General features: G+C 71.7%; 25 protein-coding genes. 8 read left to right on the top strand and 17 right to left on the bottom strand.

Annotated elements, in window-relative coordinates:
- The first annotated feature begins 27 nt into the window (after window positions 1–27).
- Genes hscB through POL72_RS43355 form a run of 3 tightly spaced genes read left to right on the top strand, consistent with a single transcriptional unit; the run spans window position 28 to window position 2,923 of the window.
- Window positions 28–564: a Fe-S protein assembly co-chaperone HscB gene (gene hscB / locus POL72_RS43365; RefSeq protein WP_272102763.1), complete on the top strand. Its 537-nt coding sequence runs from the start codon at window positions 28–30 to the stop codon at window positions 562–564.
- Complete coding sequence (hscA, locus tag POL72_RS43360) at window positions 561–2,567, top strand: Fe-S protein assembly chaperone HscA (RefSeq protein ID WP_272102762.1); 2,007 nt, start codon at window positions 561–563, stop codon at window positions 2,565–2,567. The genes hscB and hscA overlap by 4 nt, the downstream gene beginning before the upstream one ends.
- The gene (locus POL72_RS43355; protein WP_272102761.1) at window positions 2,567–2,923 is read left to right on the top strand and encodes a 2Fe-2S iron-sulfur cluster-binding protein; all 357 of its coding nucleotides are present in this window, start codon (window positions 2,567–2,569) and stop codon (window positions 2,921–2,923) included. Before hscA ends, POL72_RS43355 begins: the two co-directional genes overlap by 1 nt.
- A gap of 53 nt (window positions 2,924–2,976) precedes the next feature.
- On the opposite strand, the gene POL72_RS43350 is transcribed toward POL72_RS43355, so the two are convergent.
- Window positions 2,977–3,369 (bottom strand): hypothetical protein, encoded by a 393-nt coding sequence (locus POL72_RS43350; RefSeq protein WP_272102760.1) that lies wholly within the window; start codon window positions 3,367–3,369, stop codon window positions 2,977–2,979.
- A gap of 151 nt (window positions 3,370–3,520) precedes the next feature.
- Here POL72_RS43350 and POL72_RS43345 point away from each other — a divergent pair, with 151 nt between their 5' ends.
- Window positions 3,521–4,075, top strand: a complete 555-nt coding sequence (locus tag POL72_RS43345) for a DUF4142 domain-containing protein (RefSeq protein ID WP_272102759.1) — start codon at window positions 3,521–3,523, stop codon at window positions 4,073–4,075.
- Window positions 4,076–4,133: 58 nt separating this feature from the next.
- On the opposite strand, the gene POL72_RS43340 is transcribed toward POL72_RS43345, so the two are convergent.
- The 12 genes from POL72_RS43340 to trxA all read right to left on the bottom strand — a co-directional run bounded on the left by POL72_RS43340 (window position 4,134) and on the right by trxA (window position 14,889).
- Complete coding sequence (locus tag POL72_RS43340; protein WP_012239945.1) at window positions 4,134–4,760, bottom strand: hypothetical protein; 627 nt, start codon at window positions 4,758–4,760, stop codon at window positions 4,134–4,136.
- On the bottom strand, window positions 4,757–5,395 hold the full coding sequence (locus POL72_RS43335; RefSeq protein WP_272102758.1) for a hypothetical protein: 639 nt from the start codon (window positions 5,393–5,395) through the stop codon (window positions 4,757–4,759). Before POL72_RS43335 ends, POL72_RS43340 begins: the two co-directional genes overlap by 4 nt.
- A gap of 157 nt (window positions 5,396–5,552) precedes the next feature.
- The gene (locus tag POL72_RS43330; RefSeq protein ID WP_272102757.1) at window positions 5,553–5,957 is read right to left on the bottom strand and encodes a hypothetical protein; all 405 of its coding nucleotides are present in this window, start codon (window positions 5,955–5,957) and stop codon (window positions 5,553–5,555) included.
- A 177-nt stretch (window positions 5,958–6,134) separates the two neighbouring features.
- Entirely contained in the window at window positions 6,135–7,226 is a 1,092-nt protein-coding gene (gene ychF / locus POL72_RS43325) for a redox-regulated ATPase YchF (protein ID WP_272102756.1), read from the bottom strand.
- Between the two features lie 173 nt (window positions 7,227–7,399).
- Window positions 7,400–8,518: a DegT/DnrJ/EryC1/StrS family aminotransferase gene (locus POL72_RS43320; protein ID WP_272102755.1), complete on the bottom strand. Its 1,119-nt coding sequence runs from the start codon at window positions 8,516–8,518 to the stop codon at window positions 7,400–7,402.
- The gene (locus tag POL72_RS43315; protein WP_272102754.1) at window positions 8,515–9,189 is read right to left on the bottom strand and encodes an acyltransferase; all 675 of its coding nucleotides are present in this window, start codon (window positions 9,187–9,189) and stop codon (window positions 8,515–8,517) included. The genes POL72_RS43320 and POL72_RS43315 overlap by 4 nt, the downstream gene beginning before the upstream one ends.
- Window positions 9,186–10,829 carry a hypothetical protein gene (locus POL72_RS43310; protein WP_272102753.1) on the bottom strand — a complete coding sequence of 548 codons (1,644 nt, stop codon included), beginning with the start codon at window positions 10,827–10,829 and terminating at the stop codon, window positions 9,186–9,188. Before POL72_RS43310 ends, POL72_RS43315 begins: the two co-directional genes overlap by 4 nt.
- A 6-nt stretch (window positions 10,830–10,835) precedes the next feature.
- Window positions 10,836–11,108 carry a preprotein translocase subunit SecG gene (gene secG, locus POL72_RS43305; protein ID WP_272102752.1) on the bottom strand — a complete coding sequence of 91 codons (273 nt, stop codon included), beginning with the start codon at window positions 11,106–11,108 and terminating at the stop codon, window positions 10,836–10,838.
- Window positions 11,109–11,215: 107 nt separating this feature from the next.
- Window positions 11,216–12,058 (bottom strand): triose-phosphate isomerase, encoded by an 843-nt coding sequence (tpiA, locus tag POL72_RS43300; RefSeq protein WP_272102751.1) that lies wholly within the window; start codon window positions 12,056–12,058, stop codon window positions 11,216–11,218.
- Window positions 12,055–13,290, bottom strand: coding sequence for a phosphoglycerate kinase (locus tag POL72_RS43295; protein ID WP_272102750.1), 1,236 nt, complete (start codon window positions 13,288–13,290; stop codon window positions 12,055–12,057). The genes tpiA and POL72_RS43295 overlap by 4 nt, the downstream gene beginning before the upstream one ends.
- A gap of 4 nt (window positions 13,291–13,294) precedes the next feature.
- A complete protein-coding gene (gap, locus tag POL72_RS43290) occupies window positions 13,295–14,320 on the bottom strand; it encodes a type I glyceraldehyde-3-phosphate dehydrogenase (RefSeq protein WP_272102749.1) in 1,026 nt (341 codons plus the stop codon).
- 245 nt (window positions 14,321–14,565) lie between these two features.
- The gene (trxA, locus tag POL72_RS43285) at window positions 14,566–14,889 is read right to left on the bottom strand and encodes a thioredoxin (RefSeq protein ID WP_272102748.1); all 324 of its coding nucleotides are present in this window, start codon (window positions 14,887–14,889) and stop codon (window positions 14,566–14,568) included.
- Window positions 14,890–15,251: 362 nt separating this feature from the next.
- Here trxA and POL72_RS43280 point away from each other — a divergent pair, with 362 nt between their 5' ends.
- On the top strand, window positions 15,252–15,974 hold the full coding sequence (locus POL72_RS43280; protein WP_272102747.1) for a polyprenol monophosphomannose synthase: 723 nt from the start codon (window positions 15,252–15,254) through the stop codon (window positions 15,972–15,974).
- A gap of 37 nt (window positions 15,975–16,011) precedes the next feature.
- Here the strand turns inward: POL72_RS43280 and POL72_RS43275 are convergent, their stop codons facing one another.
- Window positions 16,012–17,403, bottom strand: coding sequence for a serine/threonine protein kinase (locus POL72_RS43275; RefSeq protein WP_272102746.1), 1,392 nt, complete (start codon window positions 17,401–17,403; stop codon window positions 16,012–16,014).
- Window positions 17,404–17,559: 156 nt separating this feature from the next.
- On the opposite strand from POL72_RS43275, the gene POL72_RS43270 reads away from it, so the two are divergent.
- Window positions 17,560–18,462, top strand: a complete 903-nt coding sequence (locus POL72_RS43270; RefSeq protein WP_272102745.1) for a slipin family protein — start codon at window positions 17,560–17,562, stop codon at window positions 18,460–18,462.
- On the top strand, window positions 18,459–19,403 hold the full coding sequence (locus POL72_RS43265; RefSeq protein ID WP_272102744.1) for a hypothetical protein: 945 nt from the start codon (window positions 18,459–18,461) through the stop codon (window positions 19,401–19,403). The genes POL72_RS43270 and POL72_RS43265 overlap by 4 nt, the downstream gene beginning before the upstream one ends.
- A 10-nt stretch (window positions 19,404–19,413) precedes the next feature.
- On the opposite strand, the gene POL72_RS43260 is transcribed toward POL72_RS43265, so the two are convergent.
- The 3 genes from POL72_RS43260 to POL72_RS43250 form a co-directional block, all read right to left on the bottom strand.
- Window positions 19,414–20,628 carry an STAS domain-containing protein gene (locus POL72_RS43260; protein WP_272102743.1) on the bottom strand — a complete coding sequence of 405 codons (1,215 nt, stop codon included), beginning with the start codon at window positions 20,626–20,628 and terminating at the stop codon, window positions 19,414–19,416.
- Window positions 20,629–20,902: 274 nt separating this feature from the next.
- Window positions 20,903–21,520: a hypothetical protein gene (locus tag POL72_RS43255; protein ID WP_272102742.1), complete on the bottom strand. Its 618-nt coding sequence runs from the start codon at window positions 21,518–21,520 to the stop codon at window positions 20,903–20,905.
- Window positions 21,521–21,699: 179 nt separating this feature from the next.
- Entirely contained in the window at window positions 21,700–22,083 is a 384-nt protein-coding gene (locus POL72_RS43250; RefSeq protein WP_272102741.1) for a hypothetical protein, read from the bottom strand.
- A gap of 462 nt (window positions 22,084–22,545) precedes the next feature.
- On the opposite strand from POL72_RS43250, the gene POL72_RS43245 reads away from it, so the two are divergent.
- Window positions 22,546–24,432 carry an APC family permease gene (locus POL72_RS43245; RefSeq protein WP_272102740.1) on the top strand — a complete coding sequence of 629 codons (1,887 nt, stop codon included), beginning with the start codon at window positions 22,546–22,548 and terminating at the stop codon, window positions 24,430–24,432.
- The last annotated feature ends 13 nt before the right edge of the window (window positions 24,433–24,445 follow it).

The following is a 24,445-nucleotide window of genomic DNA, read 5'->3' as shown; positions in this document are numbered from 1 at the left end:
GCCGAGGCGCCTCCCCCAGAGCACGCCATGACCGATCCCTTCGATACCCTGGGCGTCGAGCCGCGCTTCGACCTCGACCTGCGCACGCTGGAGCAGCGCCACCGCGACCTCTCCCGCGCGCTCCACCCCGATCGCTACGCGGGCGCCCCCGCGGCCGAGCGCCGGCTCGCGCTCGGCCGCGCGATCGAGGCGAACGACGCCCTGCGCGTCCTCAAGGATCCGATCCGCCGGGCCGAGGCGCTGCTCCAGCGAGCCGGGGTCGCGCGGGGCGAGGAGGGCGAGCAGAAGGCCTCCCCTGCCCTGCTCATGGAGATGATGGAGTCGCGCGAAGAGCTCGCCGAGGCGGCGAAGGGGCGCGATCCCGCGCGAATCGCGCGGCTCGGCGAGGCGATGCTCGCGCGCGAGCAGGCGACCCTCACGGCGATCCAGGGCGCCTTCGCCGCCGCAGGGAATGATCCGGAGCAGCTGAAGGGCGTGCTCGCGTTGCTCAGCGAGCTCCGCTACATCCGGCGGTTCCTCGACGAAGTGAGCGCCATCGAAGAAGAGCTCGCAGATTTGAAATGACCCTCCTCGAAATTTTCGACCCCAAAGCAAGGCCCAGCCCGATCGGCATCGATCTCGGGACGACGAACTCGCTCGTCGCTCGCGTGCGCGACGGCCGCCCGGTGGTCATCGACGACTGCAACGGAGAGCGGCTCGTTCCGTCGGTCGTGCACTACGACGAGCGCGGGCACGCGGTCGTGGGCGACAGCGCGCGGCGGCTCGCGCAGAGCTACCCCCGCGAGACCATCGTCAGCGTGAAGCGCTTCATGGGCCGCGGCGCGAACGATCCGGAGACGCGGCGGCTCGGGCCGTACGAGTTCGCGGAGCCGAAGGGCCCCGAGGACGCGAAGAGCGTGCGCTTCAAGGTGCGGGACGCGGTCGTGACGCCCGTCGAGGTGTCGGCGGAGATCTTGAAAGAGCTCCGCACCTCGGCGGAGCGCGAGCTCCGCTCCGTGGGCGGCGCTGTGATCACGGTGCCGGCGTACTTCGACGACGCCCAGCGGCAGGCGACCAAGGACGCCGGCCGGCTGGCCGGGCTGGAGGTGCTGCGCCTGCTCAACGAGCCGACCGCCGCGGCGCTCGCCTACGGGCTCGACAAGCAGCAAAACGGCCTGTTCGCCGTGTACGACCTCGGCGGCGGGACGTTCGACGTCACCGTGCTCCTGCTCGACAACGGGGTCTTCCAGGTGAAGTCCACCGGGGGCGACAGCTCGCTCGGCGGCGACGACATGGACAGGGCGCTCGCAGAGCGGCTGCTCGAGGAGATGGGCGCGACGCGGCGCACGCCCGAGGTGGTGCGGCTCGCGCTCGACACCGCCCGCAGCATCAAGCACGCGCTGACCGACGCGACGCAGATCGAGATCGAGCTGCCCGTGCAGGCGGCCGAGGCGACGGGCGGCCCGGCGTCGAAGCTGGTCACCGTGACCCGCGACGAGCTGAACGCGCTCATCACGCCGCTCCTGGAGCGCACGGGCGTCGCGTGCCGCCGCGCGCTCCGCGACGCGGGCGTCCAGGCCGCGGACCTCGACGGCGTGATCCTCGTGGGCGGCGCGACGCGCGTGCCCCACGTGCGCGACTACGTGGCGAGCCTCTTCGGCAAGGAGCCGCTCAAGGACATCGATCCCGAGGAGGTCGTCGCGCTGGGCGCGGCCATCCAGGCCGACATCCTGGCCGGCTCGATGGATCGCGCGGACGAGGTGCTCCTGCTCGACGTGCTGCCGCTGTCGCTCGGCATCGAGACGATGGGCGGCGTCGCCGAGAAGATCCTGCCGAGGAACACGACGATCCCGGCAGGGGCGCGGCAGGTCTTCACGACGTACGCGGACAACCAGACCGGGTTCGATCTGCACATCGTGCAGGGCGAGCGGGAGCTCGCCGCCGACTGCCGCTCGCTCGCGCGCTTCGTGCTGAAGGGGATCCCGCCGATGCCCGCGGGCATGGCGCGGCTCGAGGTGACGTTCCGCGTGGACGCCGACGGCCTGCTCGGCGTGACAGCGCGCGAGCTGACGACGGGGGTCGAGCAGAAGGTCGAGGTCAAGCCGAGCTACGGGCTGACCGATGAGGAGGTCGAGGACATGCTCCTCGCGGCGCTGGACCACGGCGAGGAAGACCTCCTCAAGCGCCGGCTGGTCGAGGCGCGGGTCGAGGGCGAGCGCGTGGCGATGGCGACGCGCAAGGCGCTCGCCGCGGACGCCGATCTGCTCGAGCCGGGCGAGCGCGAGGGGATCGAGGGCGCGCTGAAGGGCCTCGACGCCGCGATCCGCGGGGACAAGCCGGGGCTCATCCTGGCGCGCACGGAGGCGCTCGACGAGGCGACGCACGGCTGGGCTGGTCGGCGGATGGACCGCGCCGTGGCCAGGGCGATCGCAGGCAAGCAGGTCGAGGACGTCGAGGCGAAGGTCGCCGCGGCGAAGGGCGTGGACGCGCACCTGGCCGAGCACGGCGGGGACGACGCGAGCCACCCGCCGGTCGAGGCGGGCGGCGCTGGCCCGGCGAAGGCCGGCGTCGAGGCGAGGAGGAGCTGATGGCCAAGGTCCGATTTCTGGCGCACGGCCGCGCGTGGGAGGTCGAGGCCCCGGTGGGCTCGTCCGTCCTCCAGGCGTCGAAGTCCGTGGGCGCGCCCGAGGGCGACGCGTGCGGCGGCGTCTGCGCGTGCTCGACCTGCCACGTCTACGTCACGAAGGGGCGCGAGCTCCTCAGCGAGGCCGAGGAGGACGAGGAGGACATCCTCGACAAGGCCTTCGACGTCCGGTCGACGAGCCGCCTCGGCTGTCAGGCGAAGATCTTGAAAGACGGCGATATCGAGGCGGAGATCTCCCGCGAGAGCCTCGACGCTTTCTACAACGAGCACCCGAACGAGAAGGATCCGCGCAAGGGCTGAGCCCTTGGCGCGGGCCGACCAGCGCCATCAGCGCGCAACGACGGCAGGGACGGCTACGGCGGCGGGCTCACCTTCGTGGTCGTCGGCTTCGGTTCGCGCTGCGCGGGCGGCGGGCGGCGGAGCTTGTCCAGCTCCGTGCGCGCCTCGACGGCGATGCGCCGAGCGATGTGGGCGAAGGCCGAGACGGCCTCCCTGGCGGGCGGCGTCGAGACGATCGCGACGAGGTGCTGCGCGGCCGTCTTCCTGCCGATCGGGACGAGGAAGAAGGTCAGGGCGGCGAGGAGGAATACGACGCCGTTCGTGAGGCGCTTGAAGAACTCGCCGACCACAGGCGCCGAGCGTAGATGGAGCGATCGGCCGGGGCCCAGTTCTCGGGCGCCTTTTGCCCTTCCGCCGGGCGCGGCCTGCCGCGCCGAGCCGAGCGCGTGGACGGCGGACCGCCCCATGTTCGCTGCCCCTTGCCAGAGCGCCGGCGACTCACGACATACGGCGAGCGCATCGACCCGGGGGCGCCGAGCAGTGGAGTCCGGCCGTCCCGGGGCGATGGAGCGATCGGCACGGCCGCCGGAAGGCGGCCGAGACAAGGAGGGGACTGAGATGCTCAAGCCTGTTCTATTCACCATCATGATGGCGGCGGCGTCCGCGCCGGCCTCTGCTGCGGCAGAGGGGCAGGGCTCGACAGGGCAGCAGGCCCAGGCCAACCAAACCAAGCTCAGCGAGTCAGATCGGGAGTTCGTCGAGAAGGCTGGTCAGGGAGGGCTCCTGGAGGTGCGGCTCGGGCAGCTCGCGAAGCAGCGCACCGCGAGCCCGGAAGTGAAGCGCTTCGCGCAGCGGATGGTCGACGATCACACGGCGATCAACAAGCGGCTCGCGGAGCTCGCGCACCGCAAGGACGCGCTCGTGCCGCAGGAGCTCGCGCAGAAGCACCGCGAGGACGTCGACAAGCTGTCCAAGAAGACAGGGGCCGAGTTCGACAGGGACTACATGAGCGCGATGGTCGATGACCACCAGCGCGACATCGAGGAGTTCGAGAAGGCCTCGAAGGAGGCGAAGGACGCCGACGTGAAGCACTTCGCCGCCTCGACGCTGCCGCAGCTCCAGGAGCACCTCGCGATGGCGAAGCAGGTCCACGGCAAGGTGAAGGGGAAGTAGCGGCGCGAGCGCGCCGGCCCCGCGCGGCGCGGCCGGCGCACCGCCGACGAGGACGAGGTCAGGCGACCACGCGCGCCGCGCGCTCGGGCCTCTCCGCTGGCGGCGGGGTCGTCCTCGACCTCGCCGCGCCGCGGACGGGCGCGAGCTTGCCCCGGAGCTTCTGGTACGCGGCCGTGTCGACCGGCTCGCCCCGGACCCAGGTGCGGATGAACGGCGCCACCCCGGACTCCCAGGCGGCCCCGAGGCGAAGCGCGAGGAACTCGCCGTAGAGCGCGGTGAAGAGCGTCTCGAGCTCCTCGATGAGGTACATGCGCTCGTAGAACTGCTCGTCCACGGCGTCCTTGACGACGCTCGGGATCTTCACGCCCGAGAGCGAGAACGCGTCGGCGTTGAACAGGAAGGCGTACTCGAGCTCTCCGCGCGTGACGCGGACGCGCGCGTGCGACGGGAGCTTGCCCTGGCGCAGCGCCTCGTGGGCCTCGGGGGCGCTGCTCGGCGCCGCGCCCTTGAGCCGGCTCTGCTCCTTCTCCTGGACGAGGGTGATCTGCCCCTCGAGCCAGAGCTCGCAGACGCCGAGGGCGTCCAGGGAGAAGCGGCCCTCGAAGAGCTCGCTCTCGAACCAGAGCCAGACGAGGAATTCGCGGCCGACGAACCGGCGCTGCTCGATCAGCTCAGCGAGGCTCACAGCGCACCTCCAAGGGTCGATTCAGCGTGGAAGACCGTGGGCTTGAGCAGCTCGAACGCGGCCAGCTGCTCGGCCGTCAAGCCGAGCTCACGGGCGGCCGTGTACGGGCTCTCCGGCACGAGATCGAGCTCGAAGGTCTCCTCGAAGAGCTCCGAGAGCCCCTCGTGCGCGCGCGGCGACTGGTTCCAGAACCGGACGACGCCGGCCTCCAGGTTCCAGGACAGATCCACGACCTTCATCACCGGCATGAGCTGCGCGCGGAGCTTCCTCGACACGACGGCCCGGAGCTCCTCCTTCTCGCGCCGCCCGAGCTTTTCGCGCCCGCGCTTGGCGAGGTGCTCCCGCTCCGCCTCGGCGAAATGCGCCTTGAAGAGCGCCGAGGGCACCTGCCAGCGATCGGTCCTGAGGCCGAGGTTGATGTACGAGTTGAAGAAGATCTTGCCGTGATCGAGCTCGCAGTCGAGCGGATTCTCGATGGAGCACCACCCGGCGCGCTGCTCCGCGTCCTCCTCGACCGTGAGCGGCCGGAACGCGCGGAGCTGGATTCGCTCGACGAACCTGTCGCGGAACCCCTCGGTGAGCTCGCCGCGGACATAGAACTTCGAGAATGAGATGGATCCTTTGAGTGCGCCCAAATGATCGTCCTTTCGTCTCGTGAAGGGCGAAGGAGGTAGCCGAGCGGATCCAGGGGGTCAAAAAACCGGACGGGGCGCCGCGGCCATCGGCCACAGGACGGGGACGAACGCCGACGAACGGCGACGGCCGCCAGGCGGGCTGGGCAGCGAGGCGCGGTCAGAGCGGCTGGGCCAGCGGCGGGCGCAGCCAGCGGCCCGAGAACGGGCCAGTGAGGTAAAAGCGGTAGTGGAGGAAATAGGGCTCTTCGTCGGGCCCGCAGAAGACGACGGTGGATCGCAGGAAACGGCCGAAGACGTCGTCGCCGGGCTCCGCGGAGAGGCTGTGGCCGATGGCCGGCGCGGGCGCCGCAGGAAAGCGGGGCGGCGCGCCCTCCGAGAACCCGCGCGGCAGATCGCACGGAGCGGGCGGAACAGGCGCCCGCTCCGCGCCGACGCCCGGATCCGGGGCGCCCGCCTCCTCGGGCGGGACGTCGGTGGGAGCCGCGACGCAGCCCGCTACGGCGCTCCCCGACGAGGCAAGGAGAACCAGCACACGCCACGCGCCGACGCTCGCCCTGGGCACCGTCCTGCCTCCGTCCGAGAAGCGCGAGTCCGCGGAGGGCCGGCGGTCGTGGCCGGCACACCGCGCCTGCGCGAACGCCGGAGGAGCAACGGCGGTGCCGCGCCGCCCGCGCAGCAGGGGCGCACCGAGCGCGCTCGCGGAGCCCGACGGCAGCGGGCGCGCTCGTGGGGCGGACGGTCAGACGTTGAAGAGGAAGTGCGCGACGTCGGCGTCCTGGAAGACGTACGTCTTGCCCTCGACGCGCAGCTTGCCGGCGGCGCGGATGGCGGCCTCGGTCCTGTGCTCGACGAGGTCGTCCACCCTGTAGACCTCCGCCCGGATGAAGCCCTTCTCGAAATCGCTGTGGATGACCCCCGCGGCCTGCGGCGCCGTACACCCGATCGGGATCGTCCAGGCGCGGATCTCCTTGGGACCGGCCGTGTAGTAGCTCTGGAGGCCGAGCAGCCGGTAGGCCTCGCGCGCGAGCGTCGAGAGCGCCGGCTCCTTCATGCCGAGGCTCTCGAGCATCTCCTTGCGCTCGTCGGGCGCGAGCTCGTTCAGCTCCGCCTCGAGCTTGCTGCAGACCGGCACGACGCCGCTGCCCTCGGAGGCGGCGCGCTCGCGCACCTTCGTCGCGAGCGGGCCCGTGCCGGAGACGTCGGACTCGTCGACGTTCGCCACGTAGAGGACCTTCTTCGCCGTGATGAGGCCGAACGTCTTCACGACCTTCCGCTGCTCGTCGTCGAAGGAGAGCCCGCGGACGGGCTTTCCGGCCTGGAGCGCCTCGAGGCACTTCTCCATGAGCGCGATCTTCGGGAGGAGCTCCTTGTCGCCCTTGGCCTGCTTCCGCGTGCGCTCCAGCATCCCCTCGAGGGAGCCGAGGTCGGCCAGCATCAGCTCCGTCTCGATCGTGTCGATGTCGCGGAGCGGGTCGACCCCGCCGTCGACGTGCACGACGTCCGCGAGCGTGAAGCAGCGGACCACGTGGAGGATGGCATCTACCTCACGGATATGACTCAGGAATTTGTTCCCGAGCCCCTCGCCCGTGCTCGCGCCGCGCACGAGCCCGGCGATGTCGACCACCTGCACCATGGCGGGGATGATCTTCTCGGTCTTGATGAACTTCGCGAGCGTCGTGAGCCGGTCGTCAGGGACAGGGACGGCGCCGACGTTGGGCTCGATCGTGCAGAAGGGGTAATTCTGCGCCTCGGCCTTGGCGGCCGTCAGCGCGTTGAACAGGGTGCTCTTGCCCACGTTGGGCAGTCCGACGATGCCAACCTCGACGCTCATGGCGCGCACGTCTAGCACAGGCAGGGTCGCGCGGCCCTTCCCCGTGGGCAGGACCGCCCCAGCGAGATTCCCGGTTTGCCCGCGCCGCCGTCCACCGCCAGCGCCCAGCGCGGCCCGGCGCGCGGAGGGTCACCGACGCGGCGCCTTGACGCCGCTGCGCCGAAGCGTCTGGTTCAACCGAAAAATGAAGCGATGGCGGCCGCCACGCGGGTGACTTCGTCGCCTGTGAGCTCGGGAAAGATGGGGAGCGCGAGCGTGTCGCGCGCCGCCGCCTCCGCGACCGGAAGGGAGCCCTCCGGCGGGCCAAGCTGCGCGAAGCAAGGCTGGAGGTGGAGCGGCGCGGGATAATAAATCTCGGTGCCGATGCCCTGCTCCGCAAGCGAGCTCCGCAGCGGATCGCGCAGAGAGGCATCCTTCAGGCGAATGACATACTGATTGAACGTATGCCCCGCAGCGCCGGCGTCCGGCAGCGTCAGCGGCAGATCTCGCCCGCCGAGCAGCGCGGCATACCGCGCGGCGTGCTCGCGCCGCCGCTCGAGGAGCGCGCCGAGCCGCGGGAGCTTGCGGCGGAGGAGCGCCGCCTGGAGCGCGTCGAGCCGGAAGTTGCCGCCGATACGGGTGTGATGGTGCTTCCTCCGAGCGCCCTGCGCCCTGAGCGTCCGGACGCGCTCCGCGAGCTTGTCGTCGTCGGTGGTCGCGAGCCCGCCATCGCCGAAACCGCCGAGGTTCTTGGTCGGGAAGAACGAGAAGCACCCCATGAGCCCGAGCGCCCCCGCGCGGCGGCCGCCGCGCTCGGCGCCGAACGCCTGGGCCGCGTCCTCGATGACCGGCAGGCCACGGCCGCCCGCGATCGCGAGGAGCTCATCCATGGGCGCGCAGTCGCCGAAGAGGTGGACGGCGAGGATCGCCCGGGTGCGCTCCGTCAGGGCGCGCGCCGTCGAGGCGGGGTCGATGTTCAACGAGCCAGGGAGCACGTCCGCGAAGACCGGCGTGGCGCCGGAGCGGTGGATGGCGCCCGCGGTCGCGAAGAACGTGTATGCGGGGCACACGACCTCGTCGCCCGCGCCGACGCCGAGCGCCATCAGCGCGACGAGCAGCGCGTCGGTGCCGGAAGAGACGCCGATCGCGTGCCGGACGCCGAGGTACGCGGCGCACTCCGACTCGAAGGCCTCGACCTCCGGACCGAGGATGTAGTGGCCGCTCCGGAGGACGGACTGGAACACGGCGGAGAGCTCGTCCTGCAGGGCGAGATCTCCGCGGGCTCGATCGAAGAAGGGAACAGGGGCGGTCATCCGTCGGTGTCCTCCGCGGAGAGGGGATCGCGGTAATGGCGCGTGGCCGCGGCGCGGGGCCGGGCGAGCGGCGCGTCCTCGTCGAGGTCGAGACAGCGGACGATGTCGCCGCGGCGCTCGTAGCGATAGCCGCTCTCGGGGCAGCGCAGGAGGCCGTCGCGCGCGGCGACGAGCTTGTGACCGTGGCGGCTCATCCAGCCGGTGCGCCGGGCCGGCACGCCGGTGACGAGCGCATAGTCGGGCACGTCGCGCGTGACGACCGCGCCGGCGCCGACGAACGCATGGCGCCCTATCGTGACGCCGCAGACGATGGTGGCATTGGCGCCCACGGTGGCGCCGCGACGGATGCGCGTCGTGTCGAGGAACGCGCGGCGGTCGATCGGGGCACGCGGGTTGACGACGTTGGTGAGCACCGCGGACGGGCCGAGGAACACGTCGTCCTCGACCAGCGTGCCGTCATAAAGAGACACGTTGTTCTGGATCCGGACGCCATCGCCGATGACGGCGGTGCCCGCGACGAAGACGTTCTGGCCGAGGACGCAGGCGCGGCCGATCCGCGCCCCCGCCGAGATATGGCAGAAGTGCCACACCTTCGTCCCCTCGCCGATGTCGCAGGGCTCGTCGATGCACGCAGACGGGTGCGCGAAGAAGGGCTTTGCAGGCTCGCTCATGGCGCCCTGTCCGCGGGGCCGCTGGGGCCACCCTCCGGCAGGGCCCCCAGCGCGCCGCCTGCCGGAGGCACCGGCCAGATCCCCCAGGCGCCGCGCGTCGCGAGCGGCGGGCCGGCGAAATCGATGACGGGCGGCCTGACGCGCCCGATGAGGTAGGCGGCGCCCAGGCCGGCGGCGCGGCGCGCGAGCGAGGCCGGGTCCTCGAAGCTCGAGCGGACAGGCGGATCACGGGGATCGATCGAGCGATCGGGGTGAACCCCCTCGGGACGCCCCAGGGCGGCGAGCGCCGCGAGGTGGCCATAGTCGACGACCTCGAGGAGGAGGGGCGCGGAAGGAGGCGTGAGCTCCGCGGCGACGCGGCCGATGGCGACCTCGTCCCTCCGCGGATTGAAGTGCTCGCGGCGCAGGTGCGGCCGGAAGAAGGCGCCGAGGGCGAGCACCACCAGCAGCGCGCCGCCGAGGGCGCGCCGCGCGCCGGCCGAGGCGCCCCGGAACGCGCGCGCCGAGAGATCCCCGACGGCGAGCGCGAGCAAGAGCAGCGCGAGGAGGGTCGCTCGCTCGGGGTGGTGGGTGGGCGCGCCGTCGCGCACGAGGGCGAGCGAGAGCGCCGCGATCTGGAAGGCGGCGACCGCGCCGGGGAGCGCGTACGGACGGGCCGCGCGAAGGAGCGGCGGGAGCGGGCGCGCTGCCCCCGGCGCAGCGCCGCGGCGGGCGCGCCAGGCGACGAGGGCGATGGCGATGGGCCACACGAAGAGCTCCGGCTCCTCGCGGACCATCGCGGCAGGGTACGCGAAGAGCCGCAGCAGGGCGCCGTCGCCGCCCGGGCCGATCGCGCTGCGGTAGGAGGCGACGCGGGCGAGGAAATGCAGCGCGTCGCCGTGGGCGGCGCGGTTCCACGCGATCCACGCGGCGGGCCCGGCGAGCGCGATGAGCGCGGCGAGCGCGAGCTTCGCCTGCGCGCCGCGGCCCTGGCCGAGGCGGGCGGCGGCGAGCAGCGCCATCGCCGCGAAGGCGACGGCGACGGACCAGGGCTCGTAGCGGGAGAGCGTCGCGAGCACGAGCGCGAACGCGCCGAGGAGGGCGCGTCCGGCCGGGGGCGCAGGCCCGGCCGGCGGCGTGACGAGCGACGCCACCGCGAACAGCGACAGGGCGGCGGTCGGCAGCTCGGGGACCGTCGCCACGCCGAGGCAAGCGCTCCAGGGAAAGGCGCCGGCGAGCAGGGCGCCGGCGAGCGCGGCGCGGCGGTCGCCCGTGATCCAGCGGGCGGAGAGGTGGACGAGCGCGGCCGAAGCGAGGCCGAGGGCGAAGGCGATGGCGCGGGCGACCTCGAGGGTCGGCGCGAAGACCCGGAAGAGCGCGCCGTTGAGCCAGAAAGGGACAGGCAGCCAGCTCGTCCCCGTCGGGTCGAGCCGGGGCGCGTGGGCCCACGCCTGCGCGAGGACCACGCGCGCGAAGTCGTCGTCGCTCACCGCCCGGAAGCCGAGCGCGAGGACCAGGGCGGAGACGACCGCCTTGGCGAGGGCGACGAGGGCAAGGTCGCGCGCGAAAGGGACGGAGGCGGCCGACGCCGCCTCCACGGACGACCCCACGTCGAGCGCCCTGCCCGCTTCCCTCCCCGGCGCGGGGGCGGGCCCCAGCACGCGAGCCTACTTTTCCTGGGACTTCTCGAACTCGCGCAGCTCGCGGTCGCCTGCCGACGAGAGGTAGGCGAGCGACACGCTCGTCGCCATGAAGACGGCAGCGCAGACGGCCGTGAGGCGGGTCATGAAGTTGCCTGCGCCGCGGCCGCCGAACACCTGCGCCGTCGCGCCGCCCATGGCCGAGCCCATCCCGCCCCCGCGGCCCTGCTGGAGGAGCACGACGAGGATGAGGAACAGACAGACGAACACGTGCACGATGTTGAGGAGCGTGTGAAGCATCGGCGTCTTTCAGCTGGGTGAGTCTGGCCCGCGCGAGGGGCCCAGGGGGGCAAGTGGGCGGCAGGACAGGCCGGCGCTCCCGCGGCGAGACGGGAGCGGCCTGCGATCTACCCCTGTTCCGCGCGCTCCGCCAGTCGGTGAGCGGCCTCGACGATCTTGGCGAAGCCAGCGGCGTCGAGCGAAGCCCCTCCGACCAGCGCGCCGTCGATGTCGTCCTGGGCGAGCAGCGCCTCGGCGTTGTCGGCCTTGACGCTGCCGCCGTAGAGGATGCGCGTGACGCCCGCGAGGTCCTCCGAGGCCTTCGCGAGCAGGCCGCGGATGAACGCGTGCACCTCCTGAGCGTCCTCGGCGCGCGCGACCTTGCCCGTCCCGATCGCCCAGACCGGCTCGTAGGCGATGACGCCGAAGCCGGGCTGCTTCGCGAGCTCGTCGAGGACGGCGCGGACCTGCCGTTCGACCACGGCGAGCGTGTCACCCGCCTCGCGCTGCTCGAGCGTCTCGCCGACGCAGACGATGGGGCGCAGCTCGGCGGCCATCGCCGAGGCGACCTTCCGGGCGACCGACTCGTCGGTCTCGGCGAAGAGCTGCCGCCGCTCGCTGTGCCCGAGGATCACCCAGGTCGCGCCCGCGTCCTTGAGCATGCCCGAGGAGATCTCGCCGGTGAACGCCCCGGAGACCTCCGCGCTCATGTTCTGCGCGGCGATGCCGACCTCGCTCTTCGCCTCCGCGAGCTCGTGGGCCACGGCGGCGATCGCCGTGAACGGCGGAGCGACCACCACCTCGGCCCGGGTGAGCTCACGCGTCGCCTTGGCGACGGCCGCCGAGAGAGGACATGCGTCCTGGCCCCCGGCGTTCATCTTCCAGTTGCCGGCGATGAGCGGACGACGCGAGGCCGCCCGCGAGGCGGCTCCCGCCTCCCCGGGCGTGCCCCCATCGTTCACGGGCTTCACTCGCTCACCTCGGCCGACCGGAGCGCCTCGACGCCCGGGAGACGCTTGCCCTCGATGAGCTCGAGCGAAGCGCCGCCGCCGGTCGAGATGTGATCGAAGCCCTTGGCGATGTGCTCGCCGGCCTGCTTGACCGCCGCCGCGCTGTCGCCGCCGCCGACCACCGTGAAGCCGGAGGCGCCGCTCATGATGCGCGCGACGTCGAACGTGCCCTTGGAGAAGGCGGGCGTCTCGAAGAGGCCCATCGGGCCGTTCCAGAACACCGTCTTCGCCCTCTCGATCGCCTGGCCGAACTGCTCGATCGACCGGGGGCCGATGTCGAGCGCCATCGTGCCCTCGGGGATCGCGTCGACGGACGCGGGCTCGCCCTGCGTCGCGTCGATGCTCGAGGCGACGACGGCATCGACGGGCAGGAGGAGCTGGATGCCCCGATCGCGCGCCTTGCTCATGATCGTGCGCGCCAGCGGGAGCTTGTCCTCCTCGATCCGGCTCTTCTGCAGGTTCTTGCCCTGCGCGGCGAGGAAGGTGTTCGCCATCGCGCCGCCGATGCACAGGGTGTCGACCACGTTGAGGAGCGCCTCGACGACGTCGATCTTGTCGGAGACCTTGGCGCCGCCGAGGACGGCGACGTAAGGCTTCTCCGGGCGATCGACGAGCCGGGTCAGCGCCTTGAGCTCCTTCTGGAGGAGGAGGCCGGCGGCGCGCTCGCGCATGAGGCGCGGCAGCGCGTGCACCGACGCGTGGGCGCGGTGCACGGCGCCGAAGGCGTCGTCGACGTAGACGTCGCAGAGCTCGGCGAGCTGGCGCGCGAAGCCCTCGTCGTCCTTCTCCTCCTCCTCGTGGAAGCGGAGGTTCTCGAGGAGGCAGATCTGGCCCGCCCGGAGGTCGTAGATGACCTTCTTGGGCGAGTCGCCGACACAGTCGTCCGGCAGGTGGACCTCGTAGCCCGTGAGCTCACTGAGCCGCCCCCCGCACGGCTCCAGCGAGAGCCCCTCGGTCTTGCCCGGCTTCGGGCGGCCGAGGTGCGACGCGAGGATCACCTTCGCGCCCGCCTCCATGACGAGCTTGATCGTCGGGATCGCCTCGCGGATGCGCGAGTCGTCCGTGATCTTGCCCGTCTTCTTGTCGAGCGGGACGTTGAAGTCGACGCGGATGAAGACGCGCTTGCCGCTGAGGCCAGCAGCGCCCCCGGCGGCGGCGAGGTCTTCGACGGAGCGGATTCCGGTGAGCTTCACGGCGCTAGACGCCCTTCCTCGCCACGAGCTGCGCGAGGTCGATCATGCGGTTCGAGAAGCCCCACTCGTTGTCGTACCACGAGAAGATCTTCGCGAAGCGATCGCCGAGGACCGACGTCATGGTCGAGTCGAAGGTGCTCGACGCGGGCGAGCCGATGAAGTCGCCCGAGACGAGCTCCCGATCGGTGTAGTTGAGGACGTCCTTCATCGGCCCCTGCTCGGCGGCCTGCTTCATCGCGGCGTGGATGCTCTCCTTCGTGATCGGCTTCTCGGTCTCGAGGGTGAGGTCCACGAGCGAGACGTCGACCGTGGGGACGCGGATCGCGAGCCCGTCGAACTTGCCCTTGAGCGCCGGGATGACCTCGGACAGCGCCTTCGCGGCGCCGGTGCTCGAGGGGATCATGTTGACGGCGGCGGCGCGCGCGCGGCGCAGGTCGCCCTTGCGGTGCGGGATGTCGAGCAGGTGCTGGTCGTTCGTGTACGAGTGGACCGTCGTCATCAGGCCGCGGACGATGCCGAAGTTGTCGAGCATCACCTTGGCGATGGGGGCGAGGCAGTTCGTCGTGCAGGAGCCGCACGAGATGACCGTGTGCTTCTGCGCGTCGTAGAGCTCGTCGTTCACGCCCATCACGACCGTGAGGTCGTGGCCCTTGGCCGGCGCGCTGATGATGACGCGCTTGGCGCCCGCGTTGATGTGGCCGGCGGCCTTCGCCTTGTCCGTGAAGAGGCCGGTGCACTCGAGGACGATGTCGACGCCGAGGCTCTTCCACGGCAGCTCGGCCGGATCCTTCAGCGCGAGGACCTCGATCTTCCGATCGCCGATGCTGATGTGCTTGTCGCCGTGACCGACCTTCGCCGCCTTGAACTCGCGGTGGATCGAGTCGTACTGGAAGAGGTGGGCGAGCGTCGCCGGATCCGTCAGGTCGTTGATGGCGACCAGCTCGATATCCTTCACGCCGCGCTCGTAAAGCGCGCGGACAATGCAGCGTCCGATGCGCCCAAAACCGTTAATTGCGATCTTCGTCGCCATCGCGAACTCCTGGGAAAGTGGCCGGCGCGAGTCGTAGTCACCTCGCGCGCGACGGTCAAGCAAAGCCTCAGCCGCGGGGCGCCGGCGACGTGGAGCGCCGGCGGCGGCGGGGCCGCGGCCGGCTGGCCGGAGCGGCGCCTCGCCGGGAGGGCTTTCGGTCGGTATTTGGGGTGGTTTCGGTCTGTGGGAAGGGGAGCGCTGGCGCGCTCGGGCGCTGTCGCGCCGGCGTCACGCGCGGCCGCGGATCAGACGCCGAGCTCCCGGAGGAGCTTCTCCTTGCTCGCGACGCCGGTGTACGAGCCCGCCTTCTCGCCACCCCGGAACAGGATGCACGTCGGAACGGCGCGGACGTTGTACTTCTGGGCGAGCTTGGGCGCCGCGTCGATGTCGAGCTTGCCGACCTTCAGCGTGCCCTGGGACTCCTTGGCGATCGTCTCGACGATCGGCGCGAGCTGCTTGCAGGGTCCGCACCAGGTGGCCGTGAAGTCCACGAGCACGGGGATCGGGGAGTTGATGACCTCGGACTCGAAATTCTCGTTGGTGAAGGTGACGACGTGCTCGCCTGCCATGATTGTCTCCGTCGGTGCCGCGCTGTTCATGTTCGGGGCCGCGCGGGTGGTGCGCGGGGCGCGCCCCGTGGGTTGACCGAGGCCGCGCCAGCCTATCGGCCCGATGCAGAGCGGACGCCCTGTCGGGAAAGGAAAGTACCCGGCGCGCACGCCTCCGGCAACCCACAAGGCGCTCGCGGCGCACCCCGCGGAACCTTCCGCCTGCGCCATCGTTTTGGTAGATCGCCCGGCGCCGGAGCGCCCCTGCTGGCCGACGCGGCGGAGGCCTGAGCGCGAGCGGACGCCCGCGAACCCGGCGCGCGGCGCTGCACGGTGCGCACGACCACGCGTGCGAGCGCCCGCTCGCGCGGCGCCGAGCCAGGATGGCCCCCCGAACCCTCATCATCACGCCGACGTACAACGAGCGAGACAACCTCGCCGAGTTCGTGAGCTCCGTCCTCGCGGCGGCCCCGGACGCGCACGTGCTCGTCGTGGACGACGCGTCGCCCGACGGGACCGGCGCCCTCGGCGACGAGCTCGCCGCGCGCGACGGGCGCGTCCGGGTGCTCCACCGCGCGGCGAAGCGCGGGCTCGGCACGGCCTACCTGGAGGGCTTCCAGCGCGCGCTGGACGGCGGCTACGACGTCGCGCTCGAGATGGACGCCGACCTCTCGCACGACCCGCGCCACCTGCCGGCGTTCCTCGACGCGATCGCCCGGGGCGCCGACGTCGTCCTCGGCTCGCGCAACATGCCGGGCGGCGGCGTGGAGGGCTGGGGCCTCGGGCGGCACGTGCTCTCGAAGGGCGGCTCCCTCTACGCGCGGACCATCCTGGGGGTCGGCATCCGTGACCTCACGACCGGCTACAAGGCGTTCACGCGGCGCGCGCTCCTCTCGCTCGATCTCGGCAGCGTGCGCTCGAACGGCTACGCCTTCCAGATCGAGACGACCTACCGCGCGCTGCGCAAAGGGCTCCGCGTGGTCGAGGTGCCGATCGTGTTCGTCGACCGCCGCGCAGGCCGCTCGAAGATGAGCCGCCGGATCTTCGCCGAGGCGATCGTCGAGGTCTTCCGCCTGAAGCTCGACGCCGCGCGCGGCCGCATCTGATCGCGCGGCCCCGCCGGAGCGCGAGCGCGCGCTGGGCTCAGCGCTCCCCCGCGCGAGGCGGCCGCGACCCGGCGTGCGCGCGGCCGTGCTCATCGGCCTCCAGCTCGTCGAGCTCCTCCTCCAGCGCGACGTCGCCGTCGTGGATGCGCGAGCGACCGGGGGCCTCCTGCTCCTCGAAGCGCACGCGCGCCGCCTCGTCCTGGCCGCGCTCGGCAGCGGCGTCGGGCTCCGGGCGCCCGCGGACGACGCGGGTGGCGCGGCGCAGCGCGAGGTCGGCGACCCGCCCGGCCCTGCGCACGTTCGGCGCGGCCTTCTCGCGCAGCACGCGGCCGAACACCAGGGACAGCAGCGTCAGCACCGTCGGGACGATCACCCCGAGCGCGAGGCCGACGGCGATGCGCGCGACGGTGAGGCCGAACAGCGCGGCCACGAGCGGCAGGCCCACCAGGCCGCGATCGAGCGACGGGCGCCCCTCGTGCCGGCGCGCGCGCCGCTCCTCCTTGCGTGCGCGCCTCACCTCCCTGCGCTCGTCCTTGCGCGCGCGCTTCTCTTCCTTGCGCTCGTCCTTGTGCGCGCGCCTGTCCTCCTTGTGCGCCCCGCGCTCCGCAGGCTCGCGAGCGCGCTCGGGGGGCGCGTCGCCCGCTTCGAGCCCCGGAAGGAGCGGCGCGATACGCGCGGCGCGGCGGTCCGGGTCGGGCTCCAGCATCGCGGAGAGCGCCCGGACGAGGCGCGGGTCCGCGCGATCGCCGAGGGCAGCGGGCACGTCGATCGCGAGCCCTCGGTGCGGCAGGTTCTCCGGCTCCTCGCCGGTGAGCAGGCAGAGCGCGGTCGCGCCGACGGCATAGACGTCCGACGCGGGCAGCGCGCGGCCCTGGAACTGCTCCGGCGCCATGTACCCGAACGTGCCGACCACGGTGCTCCCGCCCTCGGGACGCATGCGATCGCGGACCGCGCCGAAGTCGACGATCGCGAACGAGCCGTCGGGCCGGCGGATCACGTTGTTCGGCTTGATGTCGCGGTGGATGACCGGGGGCGCGCGGCCGTGCAGGTAGTCGAGCACGCCGGAGGCGTCCCTCAGGAAGCGGAGGATGTCGTCCCGCCCGAGCACCGCGCTGCGACGGCGCATCGCGCCCAGGCTCTCGCCCTCGATCTTCTCCATCACCAGGAAGAGCGCTCCGTCCTCCTCGAAATGATCGAGGTAGGCCGGCAGGCTCGGGTGCGAGAGCGACGCGAGCACCCGGGCCTCGCGCTCGGCGAGCTCCACGCTCTTCCAGCTCGAGGCGCCGCGGATCTGGAACCGCTTGATCGCGACGAGCTTGCCGAGCCGCTTGTCGACCGCCTCGAGCGTGTGCCCCTGAGCCCCTTCGCCGAGGGCGCGCGTGATCATGTAGCGCCCGTCGCGCAGCGCCTGGCTCGGCTCGGCACCCATCGAGGGAGCGAGAGTACACCGCCCGGGCAACGACACCAGGTCGAAGCCGCGCCTGGGCGCCCGCGAGCGCGCGCGAACGTCCGGACGTCCGGACGCCCGCCGGCGCGCGCGCCGCTCGCGCGGCCCGCGCCATGCGCTCTGCTAGAGTCGCGGGCGATGTCCCTGATCCTCACCGTGCTCGGGCTGTTTGCCGCGCTCTACCTGCTGTCGGGGCTGCGGCAGATCAACCAGTGGGAAGTCGCGCTGCGCTTCACGCTCGGCAAGCTGACCGGCCGCCTATCTCCCGGGGTGACGCTGTTCCTCCCGGGGCTCCAGGAGCTGCGGCGCATCGACACGCGGATGAAGAACCGCGATCTCCTCCAGCAGATGGTGATCACCCGCGACAACGTGACCACGATGGTCGATGCGGTCGTCTATTACCGCGTCGTCGATCCGGAGAAGGCCACGCTGGCCGTCGAGAACTACGAGACGGCGATGAAGGACCGCGCCAAGGTCGTGCTGCGCGACGTGGTGGGCGAGACGCGGCTCGACGAGCTGCTCGCGCACCGCGAGGAGGTCGCCGCCAAGGTGCGCTCGCAGGTCGAGGCGGTGGCGGCCGCGTGGGGCCTGCACGTGGAGATGATCGGCCTCCAGGACATCGCGCTGCCGCCCCAGATGCAGGAGGTGCTCGCGAAGGGCGCGATCGCCGAGCGCGATCGGCGCTACGTGGTCATCAAGAGCGAGGCCGACGTGGAGAGCGCGAAGAACTTCGCGGAGGCGGCGGGCATCCTCGCGCGCTCGCCCGGGGCGATGGAGCTGCGCCGCTTCGAGGCGCTGGCGAACCTGAGCCAGGGCAACACCAAGGTGATCTTCGACCTCGCAAAGCCGTACGACGACGTGCGGCACGCGGCGGTCGCGATGGCCGAGGCGGCGGTCACCGAGGCGAAGCCCGTGCGCGTGCAGCAGGGGCAACGCGCGGTCGACGCCGAGGCGCAGCGCGAGGCCGAGGCGGCCCTCGAAGAGGAGGCGGCGCTCGAGGAGCAGCGGACGGCGCGGCGCGGGCGCATGGGCGGGGCGTGATCCCGGCGCTGACCGCGCTCAAGGCTGCGGTCGCGGCGCTGCTCGAGGCGCGCGGCGAGCGCGGGCTCTCCGCCCTCGTCGTCGGCGGGGAGCTCGCGCTCGCCGCCCCGCCCCAGCGGTGGACGCTGGGGTCGCGCGAGGTGAGCGCGTCGCGCCTCGCGCTGGCCGTCGACGCGCCCGAGTTCGCGGCGCTCACCGCGGATCCGAGCCGCCTCGCGGCGGTGAAGGAGGCGTTCGCGAGCGCGGTCCGCACGCCGGAGACGGAGCTCGCCGATCTGTCGCTGGTGCTGCGCCTGCCCGGCGTCGGTCGCGGGTGGAGCCATATCTACCGGGAGGCCGCCCTCCCGGCGGCGCCGGAGCGGCCGGCTCCGGACGTGGTGCTCGGCGGCGCGGCGGCCCTGCTCGAGGCGTCGGGCGACGCGCGGGGCGCGGCGATGCTCCGCCGCGCGCGGCTCGAGGCAGCGCAGGTCGCGGGCGGCGGGGGCGCCGCGCTGGTGCGCTGCGTGGTCCGGCTCGAGCCGGCGGATCGCGCCGCGCTCGACCGCGACGGCGAGCGCGCGGAGCGGCTGCGGCGAGCGGTGCGCGACGCGGGGACGCGCGCCTCCGAGGCGATCGCGTCCGTGGAGCTCGCCACGGCGCTCTACCCGCTCGGCGGAGCGGCGGCGCCGGAGGCCCGGCTCGCGCGGGCGCTCGCGGCGCGCGGCGCGGTGGCGGTGACCATCCGCCGCGATGACGGGCCGGAGGGCGAAGGCGTGGAGCTCGCGATCGTGGCGTCCGGCGAGCTCATGCGCATCCGGATCACGGCGGCCCCGGAGCGCGAGCACGGCGGCTGGAGAGCCGAGGGGATCCGCGCGATTACGGTCGCAGCCGGAGACCTCGCGACGCCGGAGCGGACGGAGGAGCTCGCCGCGCTGCTCTGCGGCGGCGGCGAGCTCCCGTGACGCGCCCCGGTCAGCCCCGCGCCGGCAGGCCGGGCGTCGCGGCGCCGTTGCGCGGGGAGCTCTCCGGGCGGGTCATGCTCCGGATCGCATGCTGGAGCGCAGCGCGCAGATTACGTTGCGTGTTGAGCTGCGAGAGGTCGAGCCCGAGCGCGACCATCGTCTGCGCGACGTTCGGCTTGATGCCTGCCACGATCCCGTCGGCCCCGAGCAGTCGGATCGCCGTGACGAGCTCGATCAGGTGGCTCGCGACCTTCGTGTCGACCACCTCGACGCCGGTCAGGTCGAGGATGGCGAAGCGCGCCTGCTTCTCCACGATCTTCGAGAGCAGGCTATCCATCACGTCGGCGGTGCGCATGCTGTCGACCGTCCCCACCATCGGCAGCGTGAGCACGCCGTCCCAGACCTCGATGATCGGCGTCGAGAGATCACGAATGACCTTCTGTTGCGCCTCGATCTGCTGCAGCTGGGCGCGCAGCTCCTCCTCCGTGCGCCTGGACTCCGAGATGTCGAACGACAACCCGAGCAAGCCGCACACGGGCCCGCCGTCTCCGTCCCGGAGCGGGGTGATCCAGTTGTCCCAGTAGACATCGTTCGTGTCGGTGCGAAAGCGGCGCACCGTCCCGTCGAACCAGCTGTTCATGTCGGAGTCGACGTCGGGCACATCGATGGCGGACGCTCGTGGCTGCTTCCCATAAAGCTCGATCCAGTTGACCCCCAGGAGCTGCCCGGGTTTGAACCCGGCGTTCGGGAGCGCTTTGCCGTCGTGATAGAAACAGATTCCATCGCGATCGAGGGCCCAGAACGCCAGTTTGTCCACGTGGTTGACGACGCTATCCAGGATGCGCGCCTTGTTGCGCGCGATCGTCAGCTCCTCCTCGGCGAGCTCGGGTGCCGCCCGGAGCGATCCGAAGACCGCGCTGCGATCAGGCGAACGCTTCGCGTTGCACACCAGCGGGCGGTATGCCCCGCGCGCATCGCGAAGGCGGACGCGAAATGAGACGGGTTCACCGGTCTGCTCGAGCTTCGCCCACGCCGCGAGCAGCGCTGCGCCATCCTCCGGGTGAGCGAGCTCTGCGAACGTGACGCCTCGCTCGCTCGCAGGGCCGATGACCTCCCGCAAAGCATCGTTCTCGTGGAGCAGTCCGCCCGCCACCGAGGCGACGAAGAGCAGCTCGGGACAGCGGGCGAAGAATTCCGCAAACAGGGTGTCCGAAGTAACATTCATCACACGAGCACTCTCCCCTGGAGCTCAGAAAGGCAGCAGGGTATCGCACGCGACGCTCTCGGGGGAAGAGACTCGGCCGCAGCGGCTCATGGCGACGAGGGCATGTACGACGACATCTACAACGACGTATGAAAGAAGACGACGATACGCGCAGCGCGAGCGATTCGGGGCATGAGAGCACCCACTCTTTGCTGGATTACGGTCGCTGGTTCGTCGCTGATCGCCAGGTCGAGCTCAGGGATTGGCAGGCTGCTGCGACGGCGAGCCCCTGCGCTCACCGATCCGCCGACAGCTCGGCGAGCCACGCCGGATACCCCTTCGATTCAACGGACGTAAGGCCGAGATCGGGCACCTCCACGAACACCGCGCGGCCAACGGCGTAGAGCGATTCGAGCAGGATCGCTGGTGGACCGAACGCTTCGAGGCCCAGCGACCACGCGGCCGGAGCAGCCGCGCCCTCGCCTTCCGCCACAGCGACGCGCGTCAGCTCGACAGCACATCCGGCTCCGGGGCGCCCGCCGTCCATCACCTCGACGGCGCGTCCGCCCACCAGCCCGAACACCCTCACGCGGCGCTCCTTCGTGAGGGTCGTCCACGCGCTGTCCTCGGCGTCCGTCGACGAGAGGGTGAGCTTCGTCCACCCCTCCAGCTCACCCAGCACCGTGGGAGAGAGGTGGATGGGGCCGAAGGCGCAGCCCCGGAACTTGATCTCCAGGCTCGTCGGCCGACCGCCGCGCTTCTTGATCCCGAGATCGGCGCGCCGCAGGCGCCGGTAGCGGTCATGCCGGGGCGCCTCGGAGGACGCACGCGAGAACCACGACACGAGCCGCGCTGCACGAGCGTCGTCTGCAGGCAGGAACCAGCGGACCTCGATGCTCTCCCGGATATCCATGGCATCCTCCCGGCCGCGCGCTGGCGGCGCGTCGGCACCACCACCTCCATGATGCCAGAAATGGGGGCAGGTGTGCCGCCGGCGCGGCGAAGGTAGGATCTCCGGTCAGGCTGCCTTCTGCCGGAGCTCGCACGGCTGTTGGCGGTCGAGCGCCCCTGCACGCCGCAGCGCGTCCCCGGCTAGACCCTCGACGACGCCCTGAACGAGTCCGACACGACCTTCTTTGCAAAGTCGACGATCGGCTCCCTGGGGACGTTCTGGATCGCGTACTTGACCGCGTAACCGCCGGCGAGAAGGGTGAGCTGGCGCAGGATCTTCGAGCTGGCGAGCACGCCAATCGCAAACGCTGCTCCGCCGATCGCGATCGGGACGACGTACGGGACGTCCTTGACCTTGGCCTGGATGTCCTTGGCGAACTTCAGCAGCATATCGAGGCTCACCGCGCCCTCGCCGCCCTGCGTCTGCGGCGCGCCAGGCTCGTGCGAGCCGGACTCCTGCGAGCCGCCCTCGTAGATCCCGTTCTTGTACCCGCCCGAAGTGTACTGTTCATTACCGATGCTCATAGCGCTCTACCTCGTCCTGAGATGATCAGCCACGGAAGTGGCGATAGCCCTCCGGGCGCTATGCGAAGCACATACCAGCAGGAAGCGCCGGAGCGGCCGACGCGCAGCAACGGTGAGCCCGCGCGGCTCCGCCAGCAGCAGGCGAGCCGCTTGCGCCAGCGGCGAGCGCGCTCGCAGGCGAGGGCGCCCGCCTGCGATGAGGCAACTTGGCCGGGCGTGGCAAATGATCCCACCTCGATCGGTTCGCACGCCATCGCGTCGCATCGGAGGAGAGGCTGCCGTGCAAACGTCGAATGCGACGGGCTGCGCCCACGCTCATGGAGACGACGCCCGTGCTCGATCAGCACCGCTGACGAGCGCTCGGCGCGAGCTTGGAGCACCGGTTGCGCGCCGCGGCTCCGACCGACGCGCGCGCAACGGAGCTCGCTCCAGGCACACGCCTTGCGTGAGTCGCCTGCACCCATGTCGCTCACGACGGTGCTGTTCGGCCGGCGGCTGGCCTCGGATGAAGAGGAGAAGGAACAGATCGGCCCGCTCTCCGGGATCCCGGTCCTGGGCCTCGACGCGCTCGCTTCCGCGTCGTACGGCCCCGAGGCCGCGCTCACCGTGCTCATCCCCCTCGGCGCGCTCGGCGTCCACTACATCGTGCCGCTCAGCGCCTTGGTCATCGGGCTGCTCGCGATCGTCTACGTCTCGTACCGTCAGACGATCGCGGCGTACCCGAACGGCGGCGGCTCGTACATCGTCGCGAAGGAAAACCTCGGCACGCGCGCCGGCCTCGTCGCGGCGGCGGCGCTGCTCATCGACTACGTGCTCAACGTCGCGGTCGCCATCTCCGCGGGGGTGGGCGCGCTGGTCTCGGCGGTGCCCGCGCTCCTGCCCCACACCCTGGTCCTCTGCCTCGCCGTCCTCACCCTGCTCACCGCGGCCAACCTGCGCGGGCTCCGCACCGCAGGCCTCGTGTTCCTGGTGCCGACGTACGCGTTCCTCGGCTGCCTCTTCGCGGTGATCGCGATCGGTATCGGGAAGACGATCCTGCACGGCGGGCACCCGACGCCCGTGGTCGCGCCGCCCTCGCTGCCGGTCGCGCTCGGGACCGCGAGCCTGGGGCTCCTCTGCCACTCTTTCGCGAGCGGGTGCACCGCGATGACCGGCGTGGAAGCGGTGAGCAACGGCGTCCCTGCCTTTCGCAAGCCGAGCAGCGAGCAGGCGCGCCGGACGCTCTCATACATCGTCGCCTCGCTCGCCATCCTGCTCGCCGGGATCGCGATCCTCGCGCGGGTGTACGGCGTCACCGCCACCGAGCCCGGCAGGAGCGGCTACCAGAGCATCGTCTCGCAGATCGTGGGCGCGGTCGTGGGGCGCGGCCCATTCTACTACGTGACCCTGGCCGCCGTGGTTGCGGTGCTGATGCTCTCCGCCAACACCAGCTTCGCCGACTTCCCCCGCCTCTGCCAGCTCCTCGCGCTCGATCGCTTCCTGCCTGAGCCGTTCATCCACCGCGGTAGGCGCCTCGCCTTCTCCTACGGCATCGGAGTCCTCGCCGGGCTCTCGGCCCTCCTGCTCGTCGTCTTCCAGGGCATCACCGACGCCCTCATCCCGCTCTTCGCGGTGGGCGCCTTCCTCGCCTTCACGATGTCGCAGGCGGGGATGACCGCGCACTGGCACAGGGTCCGCGGCAAGCGCTCCCGGCTCCACCTCGCCGTCAATGCGACCGGCGCCACGGCCACGGCCGCCACGCTCGTCGTCATCATCATCTCGAAGTTCACCGAGGGGGCGTGGATCTCGACCCTCCTCGTGATCGCAGCCTTTCTCATCTTCTGCAATGTGCGACGCCACTACAAGCACATCGACGAGGTGGTTTGCGACCGCGCGCCGCTCGATTTCACCCCACCTCCGCCGCCGATCGTGGTGGTCCCGATCAGGCGCTGGGACCTCGTGGCGCAGAAGGGGCTCCGGTTCGCGCTTCGGCTCTCGCCTGAGGTCTACGCGCTCCAGGTGCTCCTCGACGATCCTCGCGTCGAGGACCTGAGCGGCGAATGGCACGATCTCGTGGAAGCGCCCGCGAAGGAGAAGGGGGTGCCGGCGCCGCGGCTCTCGGTGGTGCGGTCCCGCTACCGGCGGCTCTTCAGGCCGCTGCTCCGCTTCGTCACCACCCTCGCGCGCGCCCACCCGGATCGGCAGGTGGCGGTCGTCGTGCCGGAGGTGGTCGAGTCACGCTGGTACCATTACCTGCTGCACAACCACACGGCGTCGGTCCTCAAATGGCTCCTTCTCTTCCGGGGCGGGAAGGGCGTTGTGATCGTCAACACGCCCTTTCATCTGCCCGACACGCCGAATGCCGCCTGATCGTCGTGCGCGG

The organism is Sorangium aterium, assembly GCF_028368935.1.
In the GTDB taxonomy this organism is placed as follows: Bacteria; Myxococcota_A; Polyangia; order Polyangiales; family Polyangiaceae; genus Sorangium; species Sorangium atrum.
Note: the sequence above shows the minus strand (reverse complement) of the source record. Positions and strands in the feature narration are given on the sequence as shown.